This is a genomic window from Streptomyces marokkonensis (genome assembly GCF_039539045.1).
Classification (GTDB): domain Bacteria; phylum Actinomycetota; class Actinomycetes; order Streptomycetales; family Streptomycetaceae; genus Streptomyces; species Streptomyces marokkonensis.
This window is the reverse complement of sequence record NZ_BAABCQ010000034.1, coordinates 1-20,315: the sequence shown is the minus strand read 5'-3', so window position 1 is coordinate 20,315 and position 20,315 is coordinate 1. Positions and strand designations below refer to the sequence as shown.

The window sequence follows — 20,315 nt, the reverse complement described above, 5'->3', positions numbered from 1 at the left end:
GACCATGACCGAACAGGATCCGCGACACGCCGTCGGCTCCCCCCGCCTGGTGACCGGCATCGCCTGGGTGGTGCTGCTCCTCGGGGTGTGGCTGTGGGGCCGCGAGGCCACCGACGTCCGCGAGAGCGTCTCCCGGCCGGCCACCGGCGACATGGCGGCCGCCGGCCGGCCGCCCGACGTGCCGCTGCCGCCCTCCCACGAGCCCCTCGGTGACGCCCTGCCGCAGCGGCTCGACATCCCCGCACTCGGCATCCGGGCCCCGGTCGTGGCTCGCGGCCTCGACGCCGAGGGCGCCATCGAACCACCGCCCTTCGACCGGCCCGGCTCCGTCGGCTGGTACGCGGCCGGCGTGATCCCGGGCGCGGCGGGGACCGCGCTGATGGTGGGCCACGTCGACACCGAGACCCGGCCCGCCGTCTTCTACGAGGTCGGCGCCCTCGAGCCGGGCGAGACGATCCGGGTGGTCCGCGCCGGCACCGAGGCCGCCGAGTTCACCGTCGACGACGTACAGGTCCACACCCGCGACGGCTTCGACGCCCGGCAGGCGTACGGGCCGCACCGTACGGGCCGCGCCGAACTACGCCTGATCACCTGCGGCGGCACCTTCGACCGCGCCACCCACAGCTACACGGCCAACGTGGTCGTCTCGGCCTACCTCACGGGTACCGGCCCCTAGGCCCCCGCGGACCCGCGGACCCGCGGACCCGCGGACCCGTGGCCCTCGTGGGTGCCACAGGCGTATGTAACGATTGACCCTTGGAACAGTGCACCCAGGGGGGTTGGATGTACGGCAGCAGGGGGGCCGGAGCTTTGTCCACGAGGCGAGCGTCCGCGGTGGCGCTGGGAGCGGCGCTGCTGCTCGCGGGCTGCTCCTCGTCCTCGGACGGCGAGGACAAGGACAAGGACAAGAACGCGGGTGCCGGGATAACCCAGCAGCCGAAGGACGCCGACCCGTTCTGGGTCAACCCCGACGGCAACGCGGCCCAGCAGCTGGCGGCCTTGGAGAAGTCCGACAAGGAGGACCAGGCCGAGCAGATCCGTAAGATCGCCCAGCAGCCGACCGGGGAGTGGATCAGACCGGAGAACCCCGAGGAGCAGGCCCGCGGTTTCACCGAGGCCGCCGACGAGGCCGGACGCACCGCGCTGCTCGTCCTCTACAACATCCCGCACCGCGACTGCGGCCAGTACTCGGGCGGTGGCGCAGCCGACGGCGACGCCTACCGTGCCTTCATCGACGGCGTGGCCAAGGGCATTGGCGACCGCTCCGCCACCGTCATCCTGGAACCGGACGCGGTGCTCCACCTGGTGGACGGCTGTACCCCGGAGCAGTTCCACGAGGAGCGCTACGACCTTCTCAAGGGCGCCATCACCAAGCTCTCGGACCTGAAGAACACCAAGGTGTACCTGGACGCGGGCAACGCCGGGTGGGGTCAGCCCGACCAGATCTTCGAGCCGCTGAAGTGGGCGGGCGTCGACCAGGCCGACGGCTTCTCGGTCAACGTCTCGAACTTCTACACCACCGAGGACTCCATCGCCTACGGCAAGCAGCTCTCCGCCAAGGTCGGCGGCAAGCACTTCGTCGTCGACACCAGCCGCAACGGCAACGGCCCCTACACCGAGGGCGACCCGGGCGAACGCTGGTGCAACCCGCCGGGCCGGGCGCTCGGCGAGACCCCGACGACCAAGACGGCCGACCCCCTGGTGGACGCCTACCTGTGGGTCAAGCGCCCCGGGGAGTCGGACGGCGAGTGCAAGGGCGGCCCGAAGGCCGGTGAATGGTGGTCCGACTACGCCCTGGAACTGGCCCAGGGCTCCAAGTAACGCCGAAGTCCCCCGCACCCGAGGGGTGCGGGGGACCGGCATGTGCGGGGTTCCACCGTGCGGGCGGTGCCCGGCCGCGAGTGTGCCGCGACGAGAGGGCGGCCGAGCGCCGCGCGGCGGCCACGGCACGGCCACGGCAGGGCTACGGCACGTGCACCCACTCCGCCTTGGAGGGCGTCCCCTCCCCGTCCGTCACGAACATCATGTACCACCCCGACTGGACGAGGTTCTTGTTCTCCGGCACGGTCACCGTCAGCTTGTCCCCGTCCGCCTTGAAGTCCAGCGCGATCGACCGCTGGTCGACGTCCGTGACGTGCGTCGAGGCGCTCGGCCGGATCAGCCGCACCTTCTTGATCGTCGAGGCCGCCCGCGAGGTGAACGTGCCGGACTCACCGCGCTCGATCGTCTCCGGACCGCTCGACAGGTCCGGCCGCGAGTCCGTGTACAGGTACGGCGGCGTGTAGATCTCGATGCGCTGCTCGAACTTGCCCGGCTTGGTGTTGGCCTTGTCGGCGTAGAGCGAGTCCGACCCGAAGAACATCAGACGCCCGTCGGGCAGCAGGATCGAACCGGAGTGGTAGTTCCTGCCGACCAGCGGGTCGGCGACCCGCTCGAACTCGTTCGTGTCCGGCTGGTACAGCCGGGCCTCGAGGATGTTGGAGTCGCTGCGGCCCCGGTAGTCCTCCGAGCCGCCGGAGACCAGCACGCTGTCGTCGGGCAGGATCGAGGCCTGCGGGTAGCGGGTGCCCGTGCCCAGTGACGGCCCGTCCACGAACTTGGGGTCGTCGGCCTTCAGGTCGATGATCCGGGTCTTCTCGCTGGACTTCTTGGACTCGCCGACCCCGCCGCCGCCGATCACCATGTACTTCTCGTCCTGGGCCGGCGGCAGCAGTACGGAGTTCGCGGTCTCCAGCATGTCCGGGTCGCTCAGGCCCGGGACCTTGTCGAACTTGTTGTTCTCCAGGTCCCAGATGCCCGGGTCGCGGCCCACGTCGGCGGGGCCGTAGCCGGCGTTCGCACCCGAGTAGAAGATCTTGCCGTTCTGCATCAGGAACAGCGCCGGGTACGTCGGGAACTGGCGGATCTTGCCGGTGTAGTCCCACTCCTTGGTCTCCGGGTCGTAGACCTCGCTCTTGCCCGGGACGATCTGGCCGATGTCGTCGAGGCCGGAGACGCTGAGGATCCTGCCGTCGCTCAGGGTGGTGAGCGTCGGGTACCAGCGGGCCTCGTTCATCGGATCGACCTTGATGTACTTCTCGGCGACCGGGTCGAACTCGAAGGCGTCCCGGATGCCCTGGAAGTCCTTCTTGTCGAGGGCGAGCTTCTCCGCGATGCCGTACGTGTTCTGCGCGTCCGCGCCCGACAGGCCCTGGACGCTGTAGTTGTCCTGGGTGCCCGTCTGGTACTTCTGGCCGCTCTTCTCCGCCTCGACGTAGATCCGGCCGATGCCCGGGTCGTTGCGCAGGAACTCGCCGGTCGCCTTGTCGAAGACCTTCTCGGCGCGGGGCACCAGGACCGGGTCCTTGGAGACGAAGGTCTTCTTGTTCTCCTTGCCGGTGAACTTGGTGCCCGCCGGCAGGGTGATCGGCTTGTCCGGGTTCTCGTTGTGGACGATCATCAGGCCGCCGGCCTTGGTGACGTCGCCCTGGAGCTTCTCGTACCGCTTGGTGCCGCCCGCGATCAGCAGGTTGCCGTTGGCGAGCTGCGTGTGGCCGGTGCAGAACAGGTCGGTGGGCGTCGGCACCTTCTTGATGGACCCCTTGACCGGGTCCCAGATCCGGGTGTCGTACTGCTTCGCGTCGAAGTTGTCCTGGTTGTTGCCCGACCCCGCGACGAGCAGCACCTTGCCGGTGCGCAGCAGCGCCGCGTGGATGGTGTTCTGCCGGTACTCCTCGGGAAACTCGATGGTCTCCCACTTGCCGTTGGCGGCCTTGTACTCCGGCTTGTTGATCTTGTACTGGTGGTATTTCTCGGTTCCGAAGCGGTAGAGCCACGGCCCGTTCATCCCGGCCAGCGCGACTACCACCGCCGTACCTATCGCAAAGCGACGGGCGCGACGGCGGCCGGCACGGTCCTTCATTCCTTACGTCCCCCAAGTCCACCAAGGGCGATCTGCATGGTCTGGTCGTTGCCTCCGTCGGAGGCGGCCCAGCTGGGTTTCTGCTGCGGTGTGTGCGGCGCGTGCGGTGTGTTCGGCGCGTACGCCTGTCCGGGTGCCGCGCCCGCGGGCGCCGACTGCGCCGACTGCTGCGACGGATCCCGTGGTGCGGGATCCGCCGCCACGGCCGGCGGTTGCTTCTTCGCCTTCCGCAGCTCGTGGCGCCAGGCGAACATCGGCGACGCGGTGATCAGCAGCGCGAACGTCGCCCAGATGATCATCGCGGGGTGCGCGTGTCCGTAGACGAAGCCCGCGGCGATCGAGCCGCCGAAGATCACGATGAAGTACCAGTGGTACCGGAAGGTCCCGAACAGGGTGTCCGGGCTGGCCGAGTCGCCCTTGGGCGTCACCACGAACTTGCTCTTGCGGCGCAGCACGGAGTCGATGAGCGCCTTCGCGTACAGCGGCGCCGACAGCGCGGACATGACCATGCCGGCCACACCGCCGGAGCCCTCCGGCTCGTGCGGCGAGACGTTGTGGCGGCGGTTCCAGACGTACAGGCCGATCTGGAGCGCGGAGGCGTTGCCGTAGAGCATCAGCCAGACGGCCGGGTCGATGTTGACACCCGAGGCGCCCAGGCCCAGGAACAGGCAGCAGCTCATCGCCGCCAGGATCCAGTTCAGGGCCGACATCGGGTAGAAGATGATCATCATCGTGTAGTTGAAGAGCTTGCTCGGCGGGAGCGAGTACCAGCCCTTCCAGTACTGCTTGAGGATCGTCTCGTACGTCCCTCGCGACCAGCGCATCTGCTGGGTGAAGAAGTCCGTCCAGGCGTTCGGGCCCTCGCCCACCGCGAGCACGTCCGGGGTGTAGACCGAGCGCCACTTGCGGCCGGTGGCCGGGTTCTTGTGGCGGTGGATCTCGAAGCCGGTCGCCATGTCCTCGGTGATCGAGTCGTACAGACCGCCGATCTGCTTCAGGGCGCTGATGCGCACCGCGTTGGAGGTGCCCACGAACATCGGCGAGCCGTACCGGTTGCCCGCGCGCTGGATCAGCGCGTGGAAGAGGAACTGCTGCGACTCGGCGGCCTTGGTGATCGGGTTGTCGTAGTTGCCGTAGACCTGCGGGCCGATGACGAAGCCGACGTCCGGGTCGCGGAAGAAGCCGAGCATCCGCTCCAGGTAGTTGGGCAGCGGCACGTGGTCGGTGTCGACCGAGGCGAAGAAGTCGTAGTCGCCGCCGTGCGCGTCGAGCCAGGCGTTGTAGTTGCCGTGCTTCGTCTTCGCGCGGTGCGGGCCCTTGGGCATGTTCCACTTCGCGACGCCCTTGCGGGAGAAGTGGTGCACGCCGAGGCGCTCGCAGACCGCCTTCACCTCGGGGTCGTCGCCCTCGTCGAGGAGCCAGACGTGCATCAGACCGCGGTGGCGGATCTTCACGGCCGCCTCCAGGGTCTTCGTCACCATCTCCAGCGGCTCCTTGCCGGGCACGAAGGAGGTGAGGAAGGCGACCCGGGTGCCGGTCTCGGGCACCACCGGGACCGGGTCGCGGGCGACCAGGGTGGCGTGCGCGTTCGACAGCACGTTCAGGCAGCGGAACAGCTCGATCAGGCCGATCGCCACGAGCATCACGATGTCGAGCGCGGGCAGCCAGTCGAAGGCCACGTAGTCGCGCTCGGTCCAGTGCGTGGGCTGCAGCAGCCAGACCAGCAGCACCACCGACAGCAGCGGGGCCGCGGCCAGCATCAGGGCGACCCGGATGCGGTGCGGTTCCTGCGAGATCAGTGAGCGGTACTGCACCTTGTACGGCTTGTGCGGGTCGGGCTGGGTGAGGGGGCCCGCGAGCCGGCTGTAGTGCTCGTAGTCGTACTTCGGCAGCGCCTTCCTTATCCGGCGGAAGGAGCCCGTGTTCCAGGTCCGATGCGCAGGCACTCTGAGCTGCGTGGTCTGGGACGGGTCGTGGTCCTGCCCGGCGCCCGGCGGCGTCGACGTCATGAGTCTTCCCCCCACACGCGCATCACGCGTGTTTCGTCGCTTCCATCGTCCGCTCGGGTCCCCCTCGACCGTCACGGACGTACCGGTGGTGGGTTGCTGTCACCACGGCTTCCACACCTTATCTAGACATGGAACAGCGACTCCCGGTTGCATGATGCCCCCCTCGGCATACGGTCCCCCAACCGGACCAGCGTTCTACGGTGTTCGCCATGATCGCAAGACGTCCGGAGGCCGGGTACGCCGAAGGCCCCCCGTGTGCTACGAGGGGCCCTGGGCCGTCTGTGCGCCGCCAGGGACTCGAACCCCGGACCCGCTGATTAAGAGTCAGCTGCTCTAACCAACTGAGCTAGCGGCGCCTGCTGACCTGCACAACTCTACCGGATGCCGGACCGTGCTCCGCACCGCTCCCGGGGCCGGGAGCCCTCAGGGGTGGGTCCCCGGCGGTCCCCGGGGGCGGCCCGCCGCCGCGTACATCATTCGGACCGTCAACATGCGCGCAAAGAAGACAGTTGAGAAACTGACCGACATGTACCGAAGTGCTCCGCCGCGGACATTTTGACCGGGAGTGTGAGGGGAATCGCATGGAGGCTCCCGTATTCGAGGAGATCGACCCCGCGAGCGACTGCGACTGCCCTGGTTGCCGTCACTGGCGCCGCGTCCTGCCGCATTCGGCGGCCGGGCGCGCACCCGCCCATCCGGCGGCGGCCCACCGCGCGCTGATCGTGGCCACCGCCACTGCCACGGCTGCCGCCGCCGCTTCCGTGCTCGGGGCGGGCCAGGCGGCGGCGGTCCCGGCCGTCGCCGCCCACGCGGCGCACCGGCCGGGCGGCGTGGCGGCTGACGTGCCGGACACCCCGCAGGGGCCCCGGGCCCCGCTGCACGGCCCGGCCGGCCGGCCGGCGGGGCCGCCGGCCGGTGCGGAACTGGCCGCGATCACCCGGACGGAGATCATCAGCCGGGCCCAGACCTGGGTCACCGCGAAAGTGCCCTACAGCGTGACCGCCTACTGGTCCGACGGCTACCGACAGGACTGCTCGGGCTATGTGTCGATGGCCTGGAAGCTGCCCACGAACGAATGGACGGGCAGCCTCGGCACGTTCGCCGACCGGATCACGAAGGAGCAGCTCCTGCCCGGCGACATCCTGCTGTTCCACAATGCGGCCGACCCGCAGAAAGGCTCCCACGTGGTGATCTTCGGCGGCTGGACGGACGACACGCACACCTCCTACACGGCCTACGAGCAGACCCCGCCGCACACCCGCAAGCAGTCCACGCCCTACGCCTACTGGAGCGACTCCGCCAAGTACCTGCCCTACCGGTACAAGGGCGTCACGGCGAGCGCGGCGCACGGTCCCGCCGCGGCCCCCGCCTCGCACGGGGTGGCCGGATACCCCGGCCGGGCGATGTTCCGGCCGGGCGCGGACAACGAGTACGTCACCCGGCTCGGCAGGCGGCTGGTGGAGAAGGGGTTCGGCGCGTCCTACACGACGGGACCGGGTCCGCGCTGGGGCGAGGCGGACCGGCGGGGCGTCGAGGCCTTCCAACGCGCCCAGGGCTGGCGGGGCGGCGCGGCGGACGGCCACCCGGGTCCGGAGACCTGGCGACGCCTCTTTTCCTGACCGACCGTCCGCCCCGCGGCGATCCCGTGGTGATCCCGCGACGATCCCGCGTTCCCCGTTCATGACGCGTCTGGCGCGGAGGCTGGAGCACGCATGAGTACGACCTCTTCCACGAACCCCGACCTCATCGGCCCGCCGGCCATCCCCCACACGGGCTCCGGCTCCGGTCCCCCGTCCGGCCACGTGCCCGGCTCCGGCTCCGGCCACGCGTCCGGTCCCGGGGCCGGTCCCGCACCCGAGCCAGAGGCGGTGGCGGTGGCGGTGGCGGAGGGCGGCCACCGGTCCGTCCGGCTCATCCACAACGAGGCCACCACCGAGATCCCCGTCCACCTGCTGTTCCGCGACGACCTCGATCCGGCGCCGGCGTCGGGTCCGCCGCGGCCCGCGGCCGCCGGCCGCCGGCCGGGCACGGGGGAGCGGGCCCGGCCCCGTCGTCCCGTCGCCGCGCGCTCGCGTCCGGCGCCGAGCGTCAGCCCGGAGCTGAGGGAGCGCCCGGCGCGGGTGCTGCCCGGCGCCGCGGGCGTGGCCGCCGGGGTCTGCGGGGCGGCCGGCTGCGCGGTCACCTCCTGGTGGGCCGGGGCCGTACCGCCGCTCGCGGCCGAGGCGCTGGGGCTGCCGGCGTACGCGGGGGCCGGGCTCGGGCCCGCCCAGTGGGCGGCGTACGCGGCCGCCGGGGCGCTGGGGATGTTCGGGTTCGGCGGGCTGGCCCGGGGCCGGACGGGGCGGGCCTGGGTGCTCGGTCTGTTCGGCCGCTACCGGGGCACCGTCAGGCGCACCGGCCTGATGTGGGTCAACCCGCTGCTGCTGCGCCGCCGGGTCGACGTCCGGCTGCGGCACTGGCGCAGCGAGCCGATGCCCGCGGCCGACGGCAACGGGGTCGCGCTCAGGGCGGTGACGCTGGTGGTGTGGCGGGTCCGGGACACCGCGCGGGCCACGCTGGGGGTCGAGGACCACGAGACGTATCTGCGTGAGTGCGTCGAGGCGGCGCTGGCCCGGGTCCCGGTGGAGCCGCTCGGCACGGTCCGCAGCTCCGCGGACGTGGCCGGAGAGACGCTGACCCGGCTGGTGGCGGCGGACGCGGCGCCGGTCGGCCTGGAGGTGTTCTCGGTGCGGCCGGTCCGGGTGGAGTACACCCCGGAGGTCGCCGTCGAGATGCACCGGCGCCGGATCGCCGCGCTGGACGCCGCGCAGCGGGTGAGCGTGCTCACGTCGGTCGTGGACTCGGTGGAGGACACGGTGACCCGGCTGACCATGCGCGGACTGGTCGAACTCGACGACTACGAGCGCAAGGTGCTGGTGAAGGAGCTGACGGTGGCCTTCTGCGCGGGGCGGGGGAACAGGGAGCGCCGACCGGGTTCGTGAAGGGGCATGGACATGTGAATTGGATTGGTATGGACATGTGAATTGGTATGGACATGTTCAACCCGTGCCAATAATCTGAGACTTGGTCTAGACCTGCACGGCTCACTGAACCTCCCCCACGTCACAGGAGCAGCAGTATGCGTACCAGGACCAAGTTGTATGCCGCCGCGGTGGGTATGGCGACCACCGGAGCCCTCGTGCTCTCGTCCGGCGGTGCCAGCGGCCACGGCTACACCGACCTGCCGGTCAGCCGGCAGAAGGTCTGCCAGAACGGCACCGTCAGCGGCTGCGGCGCCATCCAGTGGGAGCCGCACAGTGTCGAGGGCCCCAAGGGCTTCCCGGCGGCCGGGCCGGCCGACGGGCGGATATGTTCCGCGAACAACACCCGGTTCGCCCAGCTCGACAGCCCCAAGAGGCCGAACGGCCAGGCGTGGCCGACCACCCGGGTGAACGGCGGACAGAACTACACCTTCCGCTGGCAGTTCACCGCCCGGCACGCCACGACGGACTTCAGGTACTACGTCACCAAGCCGGGCTGGAACCAGAACCACGAGCTGTCCCGGTCCGACCTCAACCTCACGCCGTTCTTCACGGTGCCCTACGGCGGCAAGCAGCCGCCGGCCACGCTCTCCCACAGCGGCACGCTGCCGTCCGGGCTGAGCGGGCACCACGTGATCCTCGCGGTGTGGACGGTCGCCGACACGGGCAACGCGTTCTACGCGTGCTCGGACGTGACCTTCTGACCTGGCCGGCCGCCGGGCAACGAGCGAAGGGCCCCCTCGCCTGGGCGAGGGGGCCCTTCTTCGGTGCGCCGTCAGGGACTCGAACCCCGGACCCGCTGATTAAGAGTCAGCTGCTCTAACCAACTGAGCTAACGGCGCATGACTCCCGCCGTCCGCTTCCCGCGGCCGGCGACGACGAAAATACTACCCGGTCCCGAGGAGTGCTGCCGACCACGCGGTCCCCGCTCAGCGCAGGTAGGCGAGAACCGCCAGCACCCGGCGGTTGTCGTCGTTGGAGGGGGGCAGGTCGAGCTTGGCGAACAGGTTCGAGGTGTGCTTGATGACCGCGCGCTCGGTGATCACCAGGCGCTGGGCGATCGCGGCGTTGGAGCGGCCCTCGGCCATCAGCGCGAGCGCCTCCCGCTCCCGCGGGGTCAGCCGGGACATCGCACCGCCCCGGTCGGTCTCCTTGGCGAACAGCCGGGCGACGACGTCGGGGTCCATCGCGGTGCCGCCCGCCGCGACCCGGCGTACCGAGTCCACGAACTGGTCGGGGTCGAAGACCCGGTCCTTGAGGAGGTGTCCGATGCCGCCGCTGCCGTCGGCGAGGAGCTCACGGGCGTAGAGCTGCTCCACGTACTGCGACAGGACGAGCACCGGCAGGCCCGGCACCTGGCGTCGGGCCTGGAGGGCCGGGCCGGCCTGTGCTCGAGCAGTGCCCGCAGCAGGCCGGGGCCCGTTGTCCACGGCGCGTCCTCGCCCGCTTCCTGCGCCCTGCGGAACACGTACAGGCCGACGGCGGGCCTGATCGGCTTCGACGCGCTGCGGCAGGTCCGCCCGGATCTGCGGATCGTGAACGCGGCACGCGGTGGCATCGTCGACGAGCAGGAGTTGTACGCGGCCCTGAAGGAGGGGCGCGTGCGTGAACAACGCTGCGGGTCAATACGGCCAGGGAGTGTCGTTCGGATCAGGTCGGCTTCAGAAAACGGCGCCCCGCGACCCCGGCAAGATCCGAACGACACCCCTAGATCGCCAGTGACAGCAGTACCGGTGCCGCGCTCCGGTTCAGCTCGTCCGCGGCCCGGCGCAGCCGGTGGGCGTGCTCGACCGGCAGGGACAGGGCCAGGCAGCCCACGGCGGAACCGGCCGTGATCGGGACGGCCGCGCAGACCGTGCCCACCGCGTACTCCTGGAGGTCGAGGACCGGCACGGTGGGCGGCTGGGACTCCAGCCGGGAGAGCAGCAGCCGGTCGCTCGTGATGGTGCGCGAGGTCAGGCGGGCCATCTTGTGCCGGGCGAGGTGGTCGCGGCGGCCCGCGTGGTCCAGCTGGGTCAGCAGGCTCTTGCCGACCGCGGTGGCGTGTGCCGAGAAGCGGAAGTCCACCCACTCGTTCACCCTGGGCGTGGCCGGCCCGTCGGCGTACTGGGTGACGCTGACCTCGCCGTCGACGTACCGGCTGATGTAGACGGCGGCGCCCACCGAGTCGCGCAGCCGGTCCAGGGTGTGCTGGAGCTTGTCGCGCGCCGCCTCCTCGCGGCCCTGGGCCGAGTCCAGGAGGGCCAGGACCTCCCCTGCGACGTACGCGCCGTCGGCGGTCTGCTCGACGTAGCCCTCGCGACGCAGCATGCCCAGGAGCGGGGTCAGGCGCTCCAGGTCGAGGCCGGTCTGCCGGGCGAGTTCGGTGTCGGTGACTCCGGTGGTCTGCCGCGTCACCGTCTCCAGGACGCGCAGGGCGTCCTGGGCCGAGTGGTGCGGCGCGGTCGGCTTGTGCTGCAGCGCCACGGTGGTCTCCCCCTGCGCTTTCGCTGGTAGGCCCTGCCCCTGTCCCTGCCTGTGCCCCCGATCCGGACAGCGGATCCCCTTCACGATAGCCGCCAAGCGGCCCGCCGCGAGGGGGTGTTGGCGAGATTCCGGCGCCCCCAACTGCTGCGCCGGCCGCTGGCATATGCCACTGGCGTGCCCCAGCGCCCCGACCTGGGGTGCTGGGGCGACAACGCCACGTAGCGGAAGCGGCACAGTGCCGGAGCGGCACAGGGTCGACAGAGCCTCACGGCGTCACAGCACCGCGCTGAGGAACTCCCGGGTCCGGTCGTGCTCCGGCTCGCTGAAGATCTTCTCCGGCGGACCGGTCTCGATGACCCGGCCCGAGTCGAACATCAGGACCTGGTCCGAGATGTCCCGGGCGAAGTTCATCTCGTGGGTCACGCAGAGCATGGTGATGTCCGTGGTGCGGGCGATGTCGCGCAGCAGGTCGAGGACGCCCGCGACCAGCTCCGGGTCGAGCGCGGAGGTCACCTCGTCGAGGAGGAGCACCTTCGGCCGCATCGCCAGCGCCCGGGCGATCGCCACGCGCTGCTGCTGGCCGCCGGAGAGCTGGGCCGGGCGGGCGTCGCACTTGTCGGCCAGGCCCACCATGTCGAGCAGGCCCTTGGCCCGCTCCACCGCCTCGTCCTTGGACATGCCGAGCACGGTGACCGGCGCCTCGGTGATGTTGCGCAGGACGCTCATGTTCGGGAACAGGTTGAACTGCTGGAACACCATCCCGATCTGCTTGCGGACCTCGCGCCGCTCCTTCTCGGTCGCCGGGAAGAGCTTCTGCCCGTCCACGGTGATCGTGCCCTCGTCGGGCTTGAGGAGCGTCATCAGCAGCCGCAGGATCGTCGTCTTGCCCGACCCGGACGGGCCGATCAGGGTGACGTGCTTGCCGGCGTCGACGGAGAAGTCGAGATGGTCGAGGACGGTGTTCTCACCGAACCGCTTGGTGACCTGCTCCAGGCGTATCAGCTCGCCGGAGCTGCGCTCGGGGCTCTTCTCGGGATTGGGGAGAGTGTCAGTGGGCAAGGCGTCGCTCCAGGGCTCGCAGGGCAAGGGAGGCCAGGTAGGAGATGACGATGAAGGCCACGCCGATCACCGTCAGAGGCTCGGTGAACTGGAAGTTCTGCTGCGAGAACAGCCGCGCCTCGCCGAGCATCTCCAGCACCGTGATCGCCATCAGCAGCGGCGTGTCCTTCAGCATGGAGATCACGTAGTTGCCGAGGGCGGGGATCACACGGCGGATCGCCTGCGGCAGGATCACCGCCGACCAGGTCCGTCCCAGTGGCAGGTTCAGCGCCGTCGCGGCCTCCCACTGGCCGACCGGCACCGCCTCGATGCCGGCCCGGTAGACCTGCATCGTGTACGTCGAGTAGTGCAGTCCGATGGCGAGCACACCGGTGGTGAGCGCCGAGGCGGTCACACCCCATTCGGGCAGCACGTAGAAGAGGAAGAACAGCTGCACCAGCAGCGGGGTGTTCCGGACGAACTCGGTGACCACACCGACCGGCCAGGTGACCCAGCGGGAGGGCACCCGCATCAGCAGCGCCCACACCAGTCCGAGAACGAAGGACACCAGCGACCCCAGGACCAGGATCTGCAGGGTGACCAGCAGTCCTTCCCAGAAATGCGGCATGAAGTCGGAGACCGCGCTCCAGTCCCAGTTCATCGGACACCCCCGATCCCGGCGGCCGGCTCAGGAGCGACGGCCTTGCGCTTCGGTGCCGTCTTCCCGACGCCCGCCTTCAGCTTCTTCTCCAGACCGCGCATCACCCGCGTGAGCAGGAACGCGATCACGAAGTAGATCAGCAGGATGTACGTGTAGATCTCCGCGCTCTCCTGCAGCGCGAGGCGCACCAGGTTGCCGCTGAACGCCAGATCGCCCATGCCCATGATCGACACCAGTGCGGTGCCCTTGAGCAGCTCGATCAGCAGGTTGGAGAACGGCGGGATCATCTCCGGCACCGCCTGCGGCAGCATGATCAGCCGCATCCGCTGCCAGGGCGTGAAGCTGAGGGCGATGCCGCCTTCCTTCTGTGCCGGGTCGACCGCGCCGAGCGCGCCGCGCACGATCTCGGAGCCGTACGCCCCGTAGGTCAGGCCCAGCGCCAGCGTGCCCGCCCACATCGGCACCAACTGCCAGCCGAAGGCCGGCGGCAGCACGAAGAACACCCAGAAGATCATCACCAGTGCCGAGGTCCCGCGGAACACCTCGGTGTAGACGCCCGCCAGGAAGCGGACGACCCACAGCTGGTGGGTGCGCGCGACGCCGACCACGAAGGAGACGGCCGCCGCGAGCAGCGAGCTGAAGACGAGCAGCTGGATCGTGACCCAGACGCCCTGGAGTACGAGTTCCCACAGTCCCGAGGTCATCCGCCGCAGAGCTCCTTCGCGGTCAGATCGGTCATCTCGTTCTTGGTGAAACCGAAGGGCTTGAGGATGCGGAGCAGCTCACCGCTCTTCTTGAGCTTCTGCAGCTCGACGTTGAAGGCGTCCCGCAGGTTCGTCTCGGTCGGACGGAAGGCGAAACCGCCGCCGTCGACCTTCGGCTTGCCGTCGATGATCGGCGAGAAGGGCTCGGTCGCCTCGGCCTTGCCGGACTTCTTCACCACCTCGCGGACGGTCAGTGCCGTACCCGCGAAGACGTCCACGCGCCCGGACTCGACGGCGTTGAGGCCGGCCACCTGGTCGGGGACGATCAGGATGTCGTCCTCCTTGATCCCGTGCTCCACCGCGTAGGCGATCTCGGCGTAGCCGGTGCCGGTCGCGAACTTGGCCTTCTTCTTGAAGACGTCCTCGTAGTTGTGCAGCCCGAGGGGGTTGCCCTTGCGCACGATGTACGCGTCGAGCATCTGGTAGTCCGGGTCGGAGAAGATGACCTGCTGGCAGCGGTCCGGGTTGATGTACATACCGGCCGCCACGATGTCGAACTGCTGCGACGCCAGTCCCGGGATGAGGGAGCCGAACTCCGTCGGCACCGGCTGCACCCGGTCCACTCCGAGCCGCTTGAAGATGACCTTCGCCAGTTCCGGGGCCTCGCCGGTCAGCTCACCGTCCTTGTTGATGTAGCCGAAGGGGATCTCGCCCGCGATGCCGAGCCGGGCCACGCCCTGTGCCTTGAGCCGGTCGAGAAGGTCGCCGCCTTCCACGCCGGACCCGGCGGCCACCCGTGAGCAGCCGGCGGCCCCCAGCGCACCGAGCGCCGCGACCCCCGCGAGCAGCGACCGGCGCGTGGGCCCGGCAGTCCTGGGCCTTTGGTCGGATATACCCCATGGAGGGGTTCTGTGTGGTGGAGCCATGGGCGCGCAGCTACCCGATGCCGGGCAGGTTATGCCGATCTTTTTCAGTCCGATACCTCGGCCCGGCGCCCTTGACCGCGGCGGCGTTGGGCACTGCCATGGAGGGCATGGCAGATCGCTTCATCGAAGTCTCGCTGGTCAAGCGCGGAATCACGTGCACGGCCCAACTGCTGGAGGATCGGGCTCCGGTCACCTGCGCGGCGGTCTGGGACGCGCTCCCACTCGGCGGCGACGTGTACCACGCCAAATACGCCCGCAACGAGATCTATGCCCTTTTCCCGCCCTTCGCGGCATCCGAACCACCGCTGGAGAACCCGACCGTGACGCCCATTCCGGGCAACCTGTGCTATTTCGCCTTCGCGGGCGCCGAGTTGGGCACCAAGGCGTACGGCTACGACCGAGAGGTCCGCGCGGGCACCACCCTCGTCGACCTCGCCCTGTTCTACGAACGCAACAACCTGCTGCTCAACGGCGACGTCGGCTGGGTCCCCGGCACCGTCTGGGGCCAGGTCGTCGAAGGCCTGGGCGAGATGGCCGAGGCGTGCAACGACCTGTGGCGCACGGGAGCGGCGGGGGAGACGCTCAGCTTCCGGCGGACGTAGGGCGGCACGCCACGACAGCCCGTCACGTCACCGCCGCCGCCGCTGCCCGCCGCGCCGTCGCTGCGGGCGCCGTATGCCGCCCCGGCTGCGGGCAGTCGTGCCGCTGGGGCGGCACGGGTGGGCGATGGGGGTCCCCCCGCTCGAGCGAAGCCGGGAGTGGGGGAGGCGCCCCCGCAGCGCCGGGCCGCGCGACCCACCCGACGCCCGCCCACCCGACGCCCACTACCCGGCCGACGTCCCCGCCCCCGCCCCGTACAGCGCATGCGCCGCCCGCAGCACCAGATCGTCCCGATGCCGGGCCGCGACAAGCTGGAGACCGATGGGCAACCCGTCCCCGTCGGCCCCCACCGGCACGGTCGCCGCCGGCTGCTGGGTCAGGTTGAACGGGTACGTGAAGGGCGTCCACCCGGTCCAGCGACGATGCCCCGAACCCTTCGGCACCTCGGCGCCCGCCTCGAACGCCGTGATCGGCAGCGTCGGTGTGACGAGCAGGTCGTACGCCTCGTGGAAACGGCCCATCCGCCGGCCCAGCTCCATCCGCACGTCCACCGCGGCCAGGTACTCCAGCGCCGAGTACCGCGCCCCCGCGCCGACGATGTCCCGCAACCCCGGGTCGAGCAGCTCCCGCTGACCCGCCCTCAGGTGCTGGACCACGCGCGCCGCCCCGCTGAACCACAGCGCGTGGAAGGCGTCCACCGGGTCCGCGAAGTCGGGATCGGCCTCCGTGACGTACGCGCCCAGCTCCGCCAGCCGCTCCACCGCCCGCCGAACCGCCTCGGCCACCACCGGGCGCACCGCCACCTGCCCGCCCAGCGACGGCGAGTACGCCACCCGCAGCCCCCGCACGCCGCCGGACAGGGCCTCGGTGTACGACCCGGGCGCCGGGCCCAGCGCCGACCAGTCCCGGGCGTCCGGGGTGCCGATGACGTCCAGCATCAGCGCCGCGTCCGCCGCGTCCCGCGTCATCGGGCCGACGTGCGCGAGCGTGCCGAACGCGCTCGCCGGGTAGAGGGGGACCCGGCCGTACGTCGGTTTCAGGCCGAAGATCCCGCAGAAGGACGCCGGGATGCGCACGCTGCCGCCGCCGTCGGTGCCCAGCGCCAGCGGCCCCGCCCCGCGCGCGACGGCCGCCGCCGCGCCCCCGCTGGAGCCGCCCGCGGTACGGCCGGGGTCGTGCGGGTTGCGGGTGATGCCGGACAGCGGCGAGTCGGTCACGCCCTTCCAGCCGAACTCGGGTGTCGTCGTCTTGCCGACGAACACGGCGCCGTGCTCCCGCAGCCGGGCGACGGACGGCGCGTCCTCGTCCCAGGGGCCGTCCGGCGAGACGGCCCGGGAACCGCGCAGCGTCGGACGACCTCGTGTCAGCAGGATGTCCTTCACCGTGACCGGCACTCCGTCCAGCCGCCCGCACGGCTCCCCGCGCCGCCACCGCTCCTCGGCACGCCGTGCCTGGTCGAGCGCCTCCTCGGCGGTCAGCCGGACGAACGCGTTCAGCTCCGGTTGGATCCGCTCGGCCCGTTCGAGGGCCGCCCGGGTCGCCTCCACAGGGCTGAAAGAACCCTTGCGGTAACCGTCGACGAGCTGTACTGCGGTCAGCTCGGTGAGGTCGGTCATGCAGCACCCTCCCGCGTTTCTGGGACGTCGTCGCCTCGGACGCCGTCAGTGGGACGTCGTCAGCGGGACGTCGATACTGGGACGCCGACACTGGGACGTCGTTCCCCGGGATGCCGTATCCCGGGAGGTCAGTGTCCGGGCACGTATCCGCGCTTCTTGTCGACCACGTTCGTGAGCGGTTCGCCCGCCGCCCAGCTCTCGTACAACTGCACGAACTGCTCGCCCAGCTCGTCCCGCCAGCCGATCGTGTCCCCGCTCATGTGCGGGGAGATGATCAGCTCCGGGACCCGCCACAGCGCGCTGTCGGGCGCCAGGGGCTCGTGGTTCAGCACGTCCAGGGCGGCACCCGCGATCCAGCGCCGCGTCAGCGCCTCGGCGAGATCGTCCTCGACGACCAGCTGACCCCGTCCCACGTTGACGAAGCGGGCGGAGGGCTGCATCACCCCGAACCGCCGGGCGTCGAACATGCCGCGCGTGTCGTCGGTGAGGGGCGCCGCCGCGACCACCCAGTCGGCGCGGGCCAGCAGCCGGTCCAGCTCGGCGGGGCCGTGGACGCCCGTGCGGGGGGTGCGGCCGACCAGCGCGGTGGTGATGCCGAGCGCCTTCAGCGTCCCCGCGATCGCCCGACCGATCGGCCCCGAACCCACCACGCAGGCGCGGGTCTTGGCCACCCGCATCGACTCGCGGTGCCGCCAGGTCCGCTCGCCCTGCAGCCGCAGCGTCGTGGGCAGGTCCTTGGCCATCGCCAGGACGAGCGCGGCGACGTACTCGGCGATCGGCTGGTCGAAGACGCCGCGTGCGTTGGTCACCACCGTGTCCGACCCGGCCAGCTCCGGGCACATCAGATGGTCCACGCCCGCGCTCGCCGTGTGCACCCAGCGCGGGCGCGGACCGTCGCCGGGCCACGCCTCCCGTACGGCGTGCGAGGAGAAGTCCCACACGAGCAGGACGTCGGCGTGCGGCAGCCGCTCGGCGAGGGTCGTCCCGTCGGCGTGCTCGATCCGCGCCCGGCCGGTCAGCCGGCCCAGGCGGGGGAGCGGCTCGGCGTCCAGGACGAGGAGCGTGGGCGCGGGTGTACGCGTGGGCGTGGGCGGGGGCGTGGGCGTGCTCATGGGCAGGTCTGTCTCCGGTCGGCGAAAGCGGGTGCGGTTCAGGAGTTGACGGGGGAGTCGACCGGCTGTTGACCTGGGAGTGACGCGGGCGGATTGACCACGCTCGCACCGGAACCTACCTTCGTCAACACGGCCGTGCGTAACGGTGCGTTGTCCTCCCCTTTCTCAGTGTGAGGCCGGTGCGTGCCATGGACATCTCCTTTCTCGGCGGACCAGCTCCGCAACGCGGGGTCGGCGTGGTCGCCCCGTTCGACTTCGCACTCGACCGCGAGCTGTGGCGGTGGGTGCCCGACGACGTGTCGCTGCACATGACGCGAACCCCTTTCGTGCCGGTCGAGGTCAGTCTGGACCTCGCCCGGCTGGTCAGCGAGCATCAGACGCTCGGCGAGGCGGTACGCACCCTGAACGCCATCGCGCCCGAGGTCGTCGCCTACGCCTGCACCTCGGGCAGCTTCGTCGGCGGCATCGCCGGTGAACGCGCGATGTGCGAGGCGATGACCTGGGCGGGCGCGGTCCCGTCCGTGACCACCTCCGGCGCGCTGCTGGACGCGCTGGCCGAGCTGGGCGTACGCCGGGTCGCGCTGGTGACGCCGTACACCGTGTCCGTGACTCGAGCGCTGGAGGCCTACGTCGCCGAGGCCGGCGTCGCCATCACCGGCTGCGCCTTCATGGGGCTGACCCGGCACATCTGGCAGGTCCCGTACCGCGACGTGGCCGACATGGCACGCCAGGCGGTCCCGCGCCAGGGCACGGCGGACGCCCTGTTCATCTCCTGCACCAACCTCCCCACCTACGACGTCATCCCGCAGCTGGAGGCCGAGCTGCGGATCCCGGTGATCTCGGCCAACCAAGTGACGATGTGGGCGGCACTGCGCCGACTGGGTACCCCTGCGGTGGGGCCGTATCAGGCGCTGACCGATCCGTCCGCGCGTATCGGCCCCACGGTGCCGGGGCCGATCGGTCCCGGCATGGCGGGCCCGGTCGGTCCCGCGGTGGCGGGTTCGGTCGGTCCCGCGGTGGCGGACATGCCGGGCGTCGGTGACGGCCCGGACACGGAACAACAGCAGGAAGGTTGGACATGACAGCACTGGGGTTCCTGTACCCGGGCCACTCCGGCGAGGACGACTATCCACGCATCGAGCAGCTCCTGGGCAGCGACATCCGGGTGGACCTGGTGCACACGGACATCGGCGAGGACGCGCACCGGGTCGACGCGCTGCGCGAGATGGGCTCGGCGCACCGGCTCGCGGCGGGCGTGGCGGAGCTGCGGCTGGTCGGCGCCGACGCAGTGGTGTGGGCCTGCACCAGCGGAAGCTTCGTGCACGGCTGGGAGGGCGCACAGGAACAGGTGCGCGCCCTCGCCCAGGCGGCGGGTCTGCCGGCCTCCTCCACCTCCTTCGCCTTCGTGCGGGCGGTGAAGGAGATCGGGGCACGGCGGGTCGCCATCGGGGCGACCTACCCGGACGACGTGGCGCGGCTCTTCGCGGACTTCCTCGCCGCCGCCGGCATCGATACGGCCGACGTCGTCAGCTCCGGCGTCATCACGGCGGCGGAGGTCGGCACCTGGACCGAGTCGGAGGTGCTGGCCCTGGCCCGCGCCGCCGACCGCCCGGACGCGGACGCGGTCCTGCTCCCGGACACGGCCCTGCACACGGCGGCCCACATCCCGGTCCTGGAGAAGGAGCTGGGCAAGCCGGTCCTCACCGCGAACCAGGTCACCGTCTGGGAAGGCCTGCGCCTGGCCGACCGCAGGGTCAACGCGCCGGAACTGGGCGCGCTGTTCACGCGGGAGCCGGTGGTGCAGGCCTGAGAGAGGGATGACGTCGTTCCCGGAACGTCCGCACAACCGGGGACGAGGACGGACGGTGAACCCGTCGAGGCGAAGGTCGTCGTCCTGCGGCAGGGCACCACGCTCGCCGGTTCTCGTCCTTCAACATCGCGGCGGTCGGCCGGGGCGAGTCCTTCGAGCAGCCGACCGCCGTCGTCGACGCGCAGGCGGCCGAGCTCGGCCGACACGGAAGAACCCCGGTCCCGCTGGAGCGGGGCCGGGGTTCTCGTCGAGCGCTGGGCAGGCCTTGCACCTGCATTTCCCCACGGGAAGTGGGGCGTCTTTCCTTGGACCACCAACGCACTGCCGTCTCCCGGGGGTTGACCCCCTTGATCAGGCAGGATGATCGTACCGCAGCTCGGTCCGGGGTGCACGTCGGGCCTGTGCCGTCGGCGGGCCTGCCTCCGTCGACGGGTGGCGTCTGTTCATCCACG

At 70.8% G+C, this 20,315-nt stretch carries 18 protein-coding genes, 2 tRNA genes and 1 pseudogene; 9 read left to right on the top strand and 12 right to left on the bottom strand.

Annotated elements, in window-relative coordinates; translation table 11 throughout:
- Positions 1 to 4 precede the first annotated feature (4 nt).
- Together ABEA26_RS11460 and ABEA26_RS11455 are read left to right on the top strand one after the other, a co-directional pair.
- Positions 5 to 676, top strand: coding sequence for a class F sortase (locus ABEA26_RS11460; RefSeq protein ID WP_345591621.1), 672 nt, complete (start codon positions 5 to 7; stop codon positions 674 to 676).
- A 107-nt stretch (positions 677 to 783) separates the two neighbouring features.
- Positions 784 to 1,821: a glycoside hydrolase family 6 protein gene (locus tag ABEA26_RS11455; RefSeq protein ID WP_345591619.1), complete on the top strand. Its 1,038-nt coding sequence runs from the start codon at positions 784 to 786 to the stop codon at positions 1,819 to 1,821.
- Between the two features lie 142 nt (positions 1,822 to 1,963).
- On the opposite strand, the gene glxA is transcribed toward ABEA26_RS11455, so the two are convergent.
- From glxA to ABEA26_RS11440, 3 genes are all read right to left on the bottom strand, one after another.
- Positions 1,964 to 3,901 carry a radical copper oxidase GlxA gene (glxA, locus tag ABEA26_RS11450; RefSeq protein ID WP_345591617.1) on the bottom strand — a complete coding sequence of 646 codons (1,938 nt, stop codon included), beginning with the start codon at positions 3,899 to 3,901 and terminating at the stop codon, positions 1,964 to 1,966.
- A complete protein-coding gene (locus ABEA26_RS11445; RefSeq protein WP_345591615.1) occupies positions 3,898 to 5,910 on the bottom strand; it encodes a glycosyltransferase family 2 protein in 2,013 nt (670 codons plus the stop codon). Before ABEA26_RS11445 ends, glxA begins: the two co-directional genes overlap by 4 nt.
- Positions 5,911 to 6,192: 282 nt before the next feature.
- Positions 6,193 to 6,266, bottom strand: a tRNA-Lys gene (locus tag ABEA26_RS11440).
- A 225-nt stretch (positions 6,267 to 6,491) separates the two neighbouring features.
- Here ABEA26_RS11440 and ABEA26_RS11435 point away from each other — a divergent pair.
- The 3 genes from ABEA26_RS11435 (at position 6,492) to ABEA26_RS11425 (ending at position 9,634) form a co-directional block, all read left to right on the top strand.
- Positions 6,492 to 7,529 (top strand): peptidoglycan-binding protein, encoded by a 1,038-nt coding sequence (locus ABEA26_RS11435; RefSeq protein WP_345591613.1) that lies wholly within the window; start codon positions 6,492 to 6,494, stop codon positions 7,527 to 7,529.
- 93 nt (positions 7,530 to 7,622) lie between these two features.
- Positions 7,623 to 8,891, top strand: coding sequence for an SPFH domain-containing protein (locus tag ABEA26_RS11430; protein WP_345591612.1), 1,269 nt, complete (start codon positions 7,623 to 7,625; stop codon positions 8,889 to 8,891).
- 137 nt (positions 8,892 to 9,028) lie between these two features.
- Positions 9,029 to 9,634: a lytic polysaccharide monooxygenase auxiliary activity family 9 protein gene (locus tag ABEA26_RS11425; protein ID WP_345591611.1), complete on the top strand. Its 606-nt coding sequence runs from the start codon at positions 9,029 to 9,031 to the stop codon at positions 9,632 to 9,634.
- A 64-nt stretch (positions 9,635 to 9,698) separates the two neighbouring features.
- Here the strand turns inward: ABEA26_RS11425 and ABEA26_RS11420 are convergent.
- A tRNA-Lys gene (locus ABEA26_RS11420) sits at positions 9,699 to 9,772 on the bottom strand.
- An 87-nt stretch (positions 9,773 to 9,859) separates the two neighbouring features.
- A complete protein-coding gene (locus tag ABEA26_RS11415; protein WP_345591609.1) occupies positions 9,860 to 10,360 on the bottom strand; it encodes a LuxR C-terminal-related transcriptional regulator in 501 nt (166 codons plus the stop codon).
- Between the two features lie 48 nt (positions 10,361 to 10,408).
- Here ABEA26_RS11415 and ABEA26_RS11410 point away from each other — a divergent pair.
- Positions 10,409 to 10,534: pseudogene (locus tag ABEA26_RS11410) on the top strand (NAD(P)-dependent oxidoreductase); the annotation flags it as partial.
- 103 nt (positions 10,535 to 10,637) lie between these two features.
- On the opposite strand, the gene ABEA26_RS11405 reads toward ABEA26_RS11410, so the two are convergent.
- From ABEA26_RS11405 to ehuB, 5 genes are all read right to left on the bottom strand, one after another.
- Positions 10,638 to 11,396, bottom strand: a complete 759-nt coding sequence (locus tag ABEA26_RS11405) for an IclR family transcriptional regulator (RefSeq protein WP_345591607.1) — start codon at positions 11,394 to 11,396, stop codon at positions 10,638 to 10,640.
- A 273-nt stretch (positions 11,397 to 11,669) separates the two neighbouring features.
- Complete coding sequence (ehuA, locus tag ABEA26_RS11400; protein ID WP_210960644.1) at positions 11,670 to 12,455, bottom strand: ectoine/hydroxyectoine ABC transporter ATP-binding protein EhuA; 786 nt, start codon at positions 12,453 to 12,455, stop codon at positions 11,670 to 11,672.
- Positions 12,445 to 13,095, bottom strand: coding sequence for an ectoine/hydroxyectoine ABC transporter permease subunit EhuD (ehuD, locus tag ABEA26_RS11395; protein ID WP_345591601.1), 651 nt, complete (start codon positions 13,093 to 13,095; stop codon positions 12,445 to 12,447). Before ehuD ends, ehuA begins: the two co-directional genes overlap by 11 nt.
- Entirely contained in the window at positions 13,092 to 13,799 is a 708-nt protein-coding gene (gene ehuC, locus ABEA26_RS11390) for an ectoine/hydroxyectoine ABC transporter permease subunit EhuC (RefSeq protein ID WP_345591599.1), read from the bottom strand. The genes ehuD and ehuC overlap by 4 nt, the downstream gene beginning before the upstream one ends.
- The gene (gene ehuB, locus ABEA26_RS11385; protein WP_345591598.1) at positions 13,796 to 14,725 is read right to left on the bottom strand and encodes an ectoine/hydroxyectoine ABC transporter substrate-binding protein EhuB; all 930 of its coding nucleotides are present in this window, start codon (positions 14,723 to 14,725) and stop codon (positions 13,796 to 13,798) included. The genes ehuC and ehuB overlap by 4 nt, the downstream gene beginning before the upstream one ends.
- A gap of 107 nt (positions 14,726 to 14,832) precedes the next feature.
- Here ehuB and ABEA26_RS11380 point away from each other — a divergent pair, with 107 nt between their 5' ends.
- Positions 14,833 to 15,327, top strand: coding sequence for a DUF3830 family protein (locus tag ABEA26_RS11380; protein ID WP_345591596.1), 495 nt, complete (start codon positions 14,833 to 14,835; stop codon positions 15,325 to 15,327).
- Between the two features lie 222 nt (positions 15,328 to 15,549).
- On the opposite strand, the gene ABEA26_RS11375 is transcribed toward ABEA26_RS11380, so the two are convergent.
- Both ABEA26_RS11375 and ABEA26_RS11370 read right to left on the bottom strand, forming a co-directional pair.
- Positions 15,550 to 16,941, bottom strand: a complete 1,392-nt coding sequence (locus ABEA26_RS11375; RefSeq protein ID WP_345591594.1) for an amidase — start codon at positions 16,939 to 16,941, stop codon at positions 15,550 to 15,552.
- Between the two features lie 128 nt (positions 16,942 to 17,069).
- Entirely contained in the window at positions 17,070 to 18,053 is a 984-nt protein-coding gene (locus tag ABEA26_RS11370; protein ID WP_345591592.1) for a D-2-hydroxyacid dehydrogenase, read from the bottom strand.
- Between the two features lie 188 nt (positions 18,054 to 18,241).
- Between ABEA26_RS11370 and ABEA26_RS11365 the strand changes: the two genes are divergently transcribed.
- Together ABEA26_RS11365 and ABEA26_RS11360 are read left to right on the top strand one after the other, a co-directional pair.
- Positions 18,242 to 19,135: a maleate cis-trans isomerase family protein gene (locus tag ABEA26_RS11365; protein ID WP_345591591.1), complete on the top strand. Its 894-nt coding sequence runs from the start codon at positions 18,242 to 18,244 to the stop codon at positions 19,133 to 19,135.
- Complete coding sequence (locus ABEA26_RS11360) at positions 19,132 to 19,863, top strand: maleate cis-trans isomerase family protein (RefSeq protein WP_345591590.1); 732 nt, start codon at positions 19,132 to 19,134, stop codon at positions 19,861 to 19,863. Before ABEA26_RS11365 ends, ABEA26_RS11360 begins: the two co-directional genes overlap by 4 nt.
- The last annotated feature ends 452 nt before the right edge of the window (positions 19,864 to 20,315 follow it).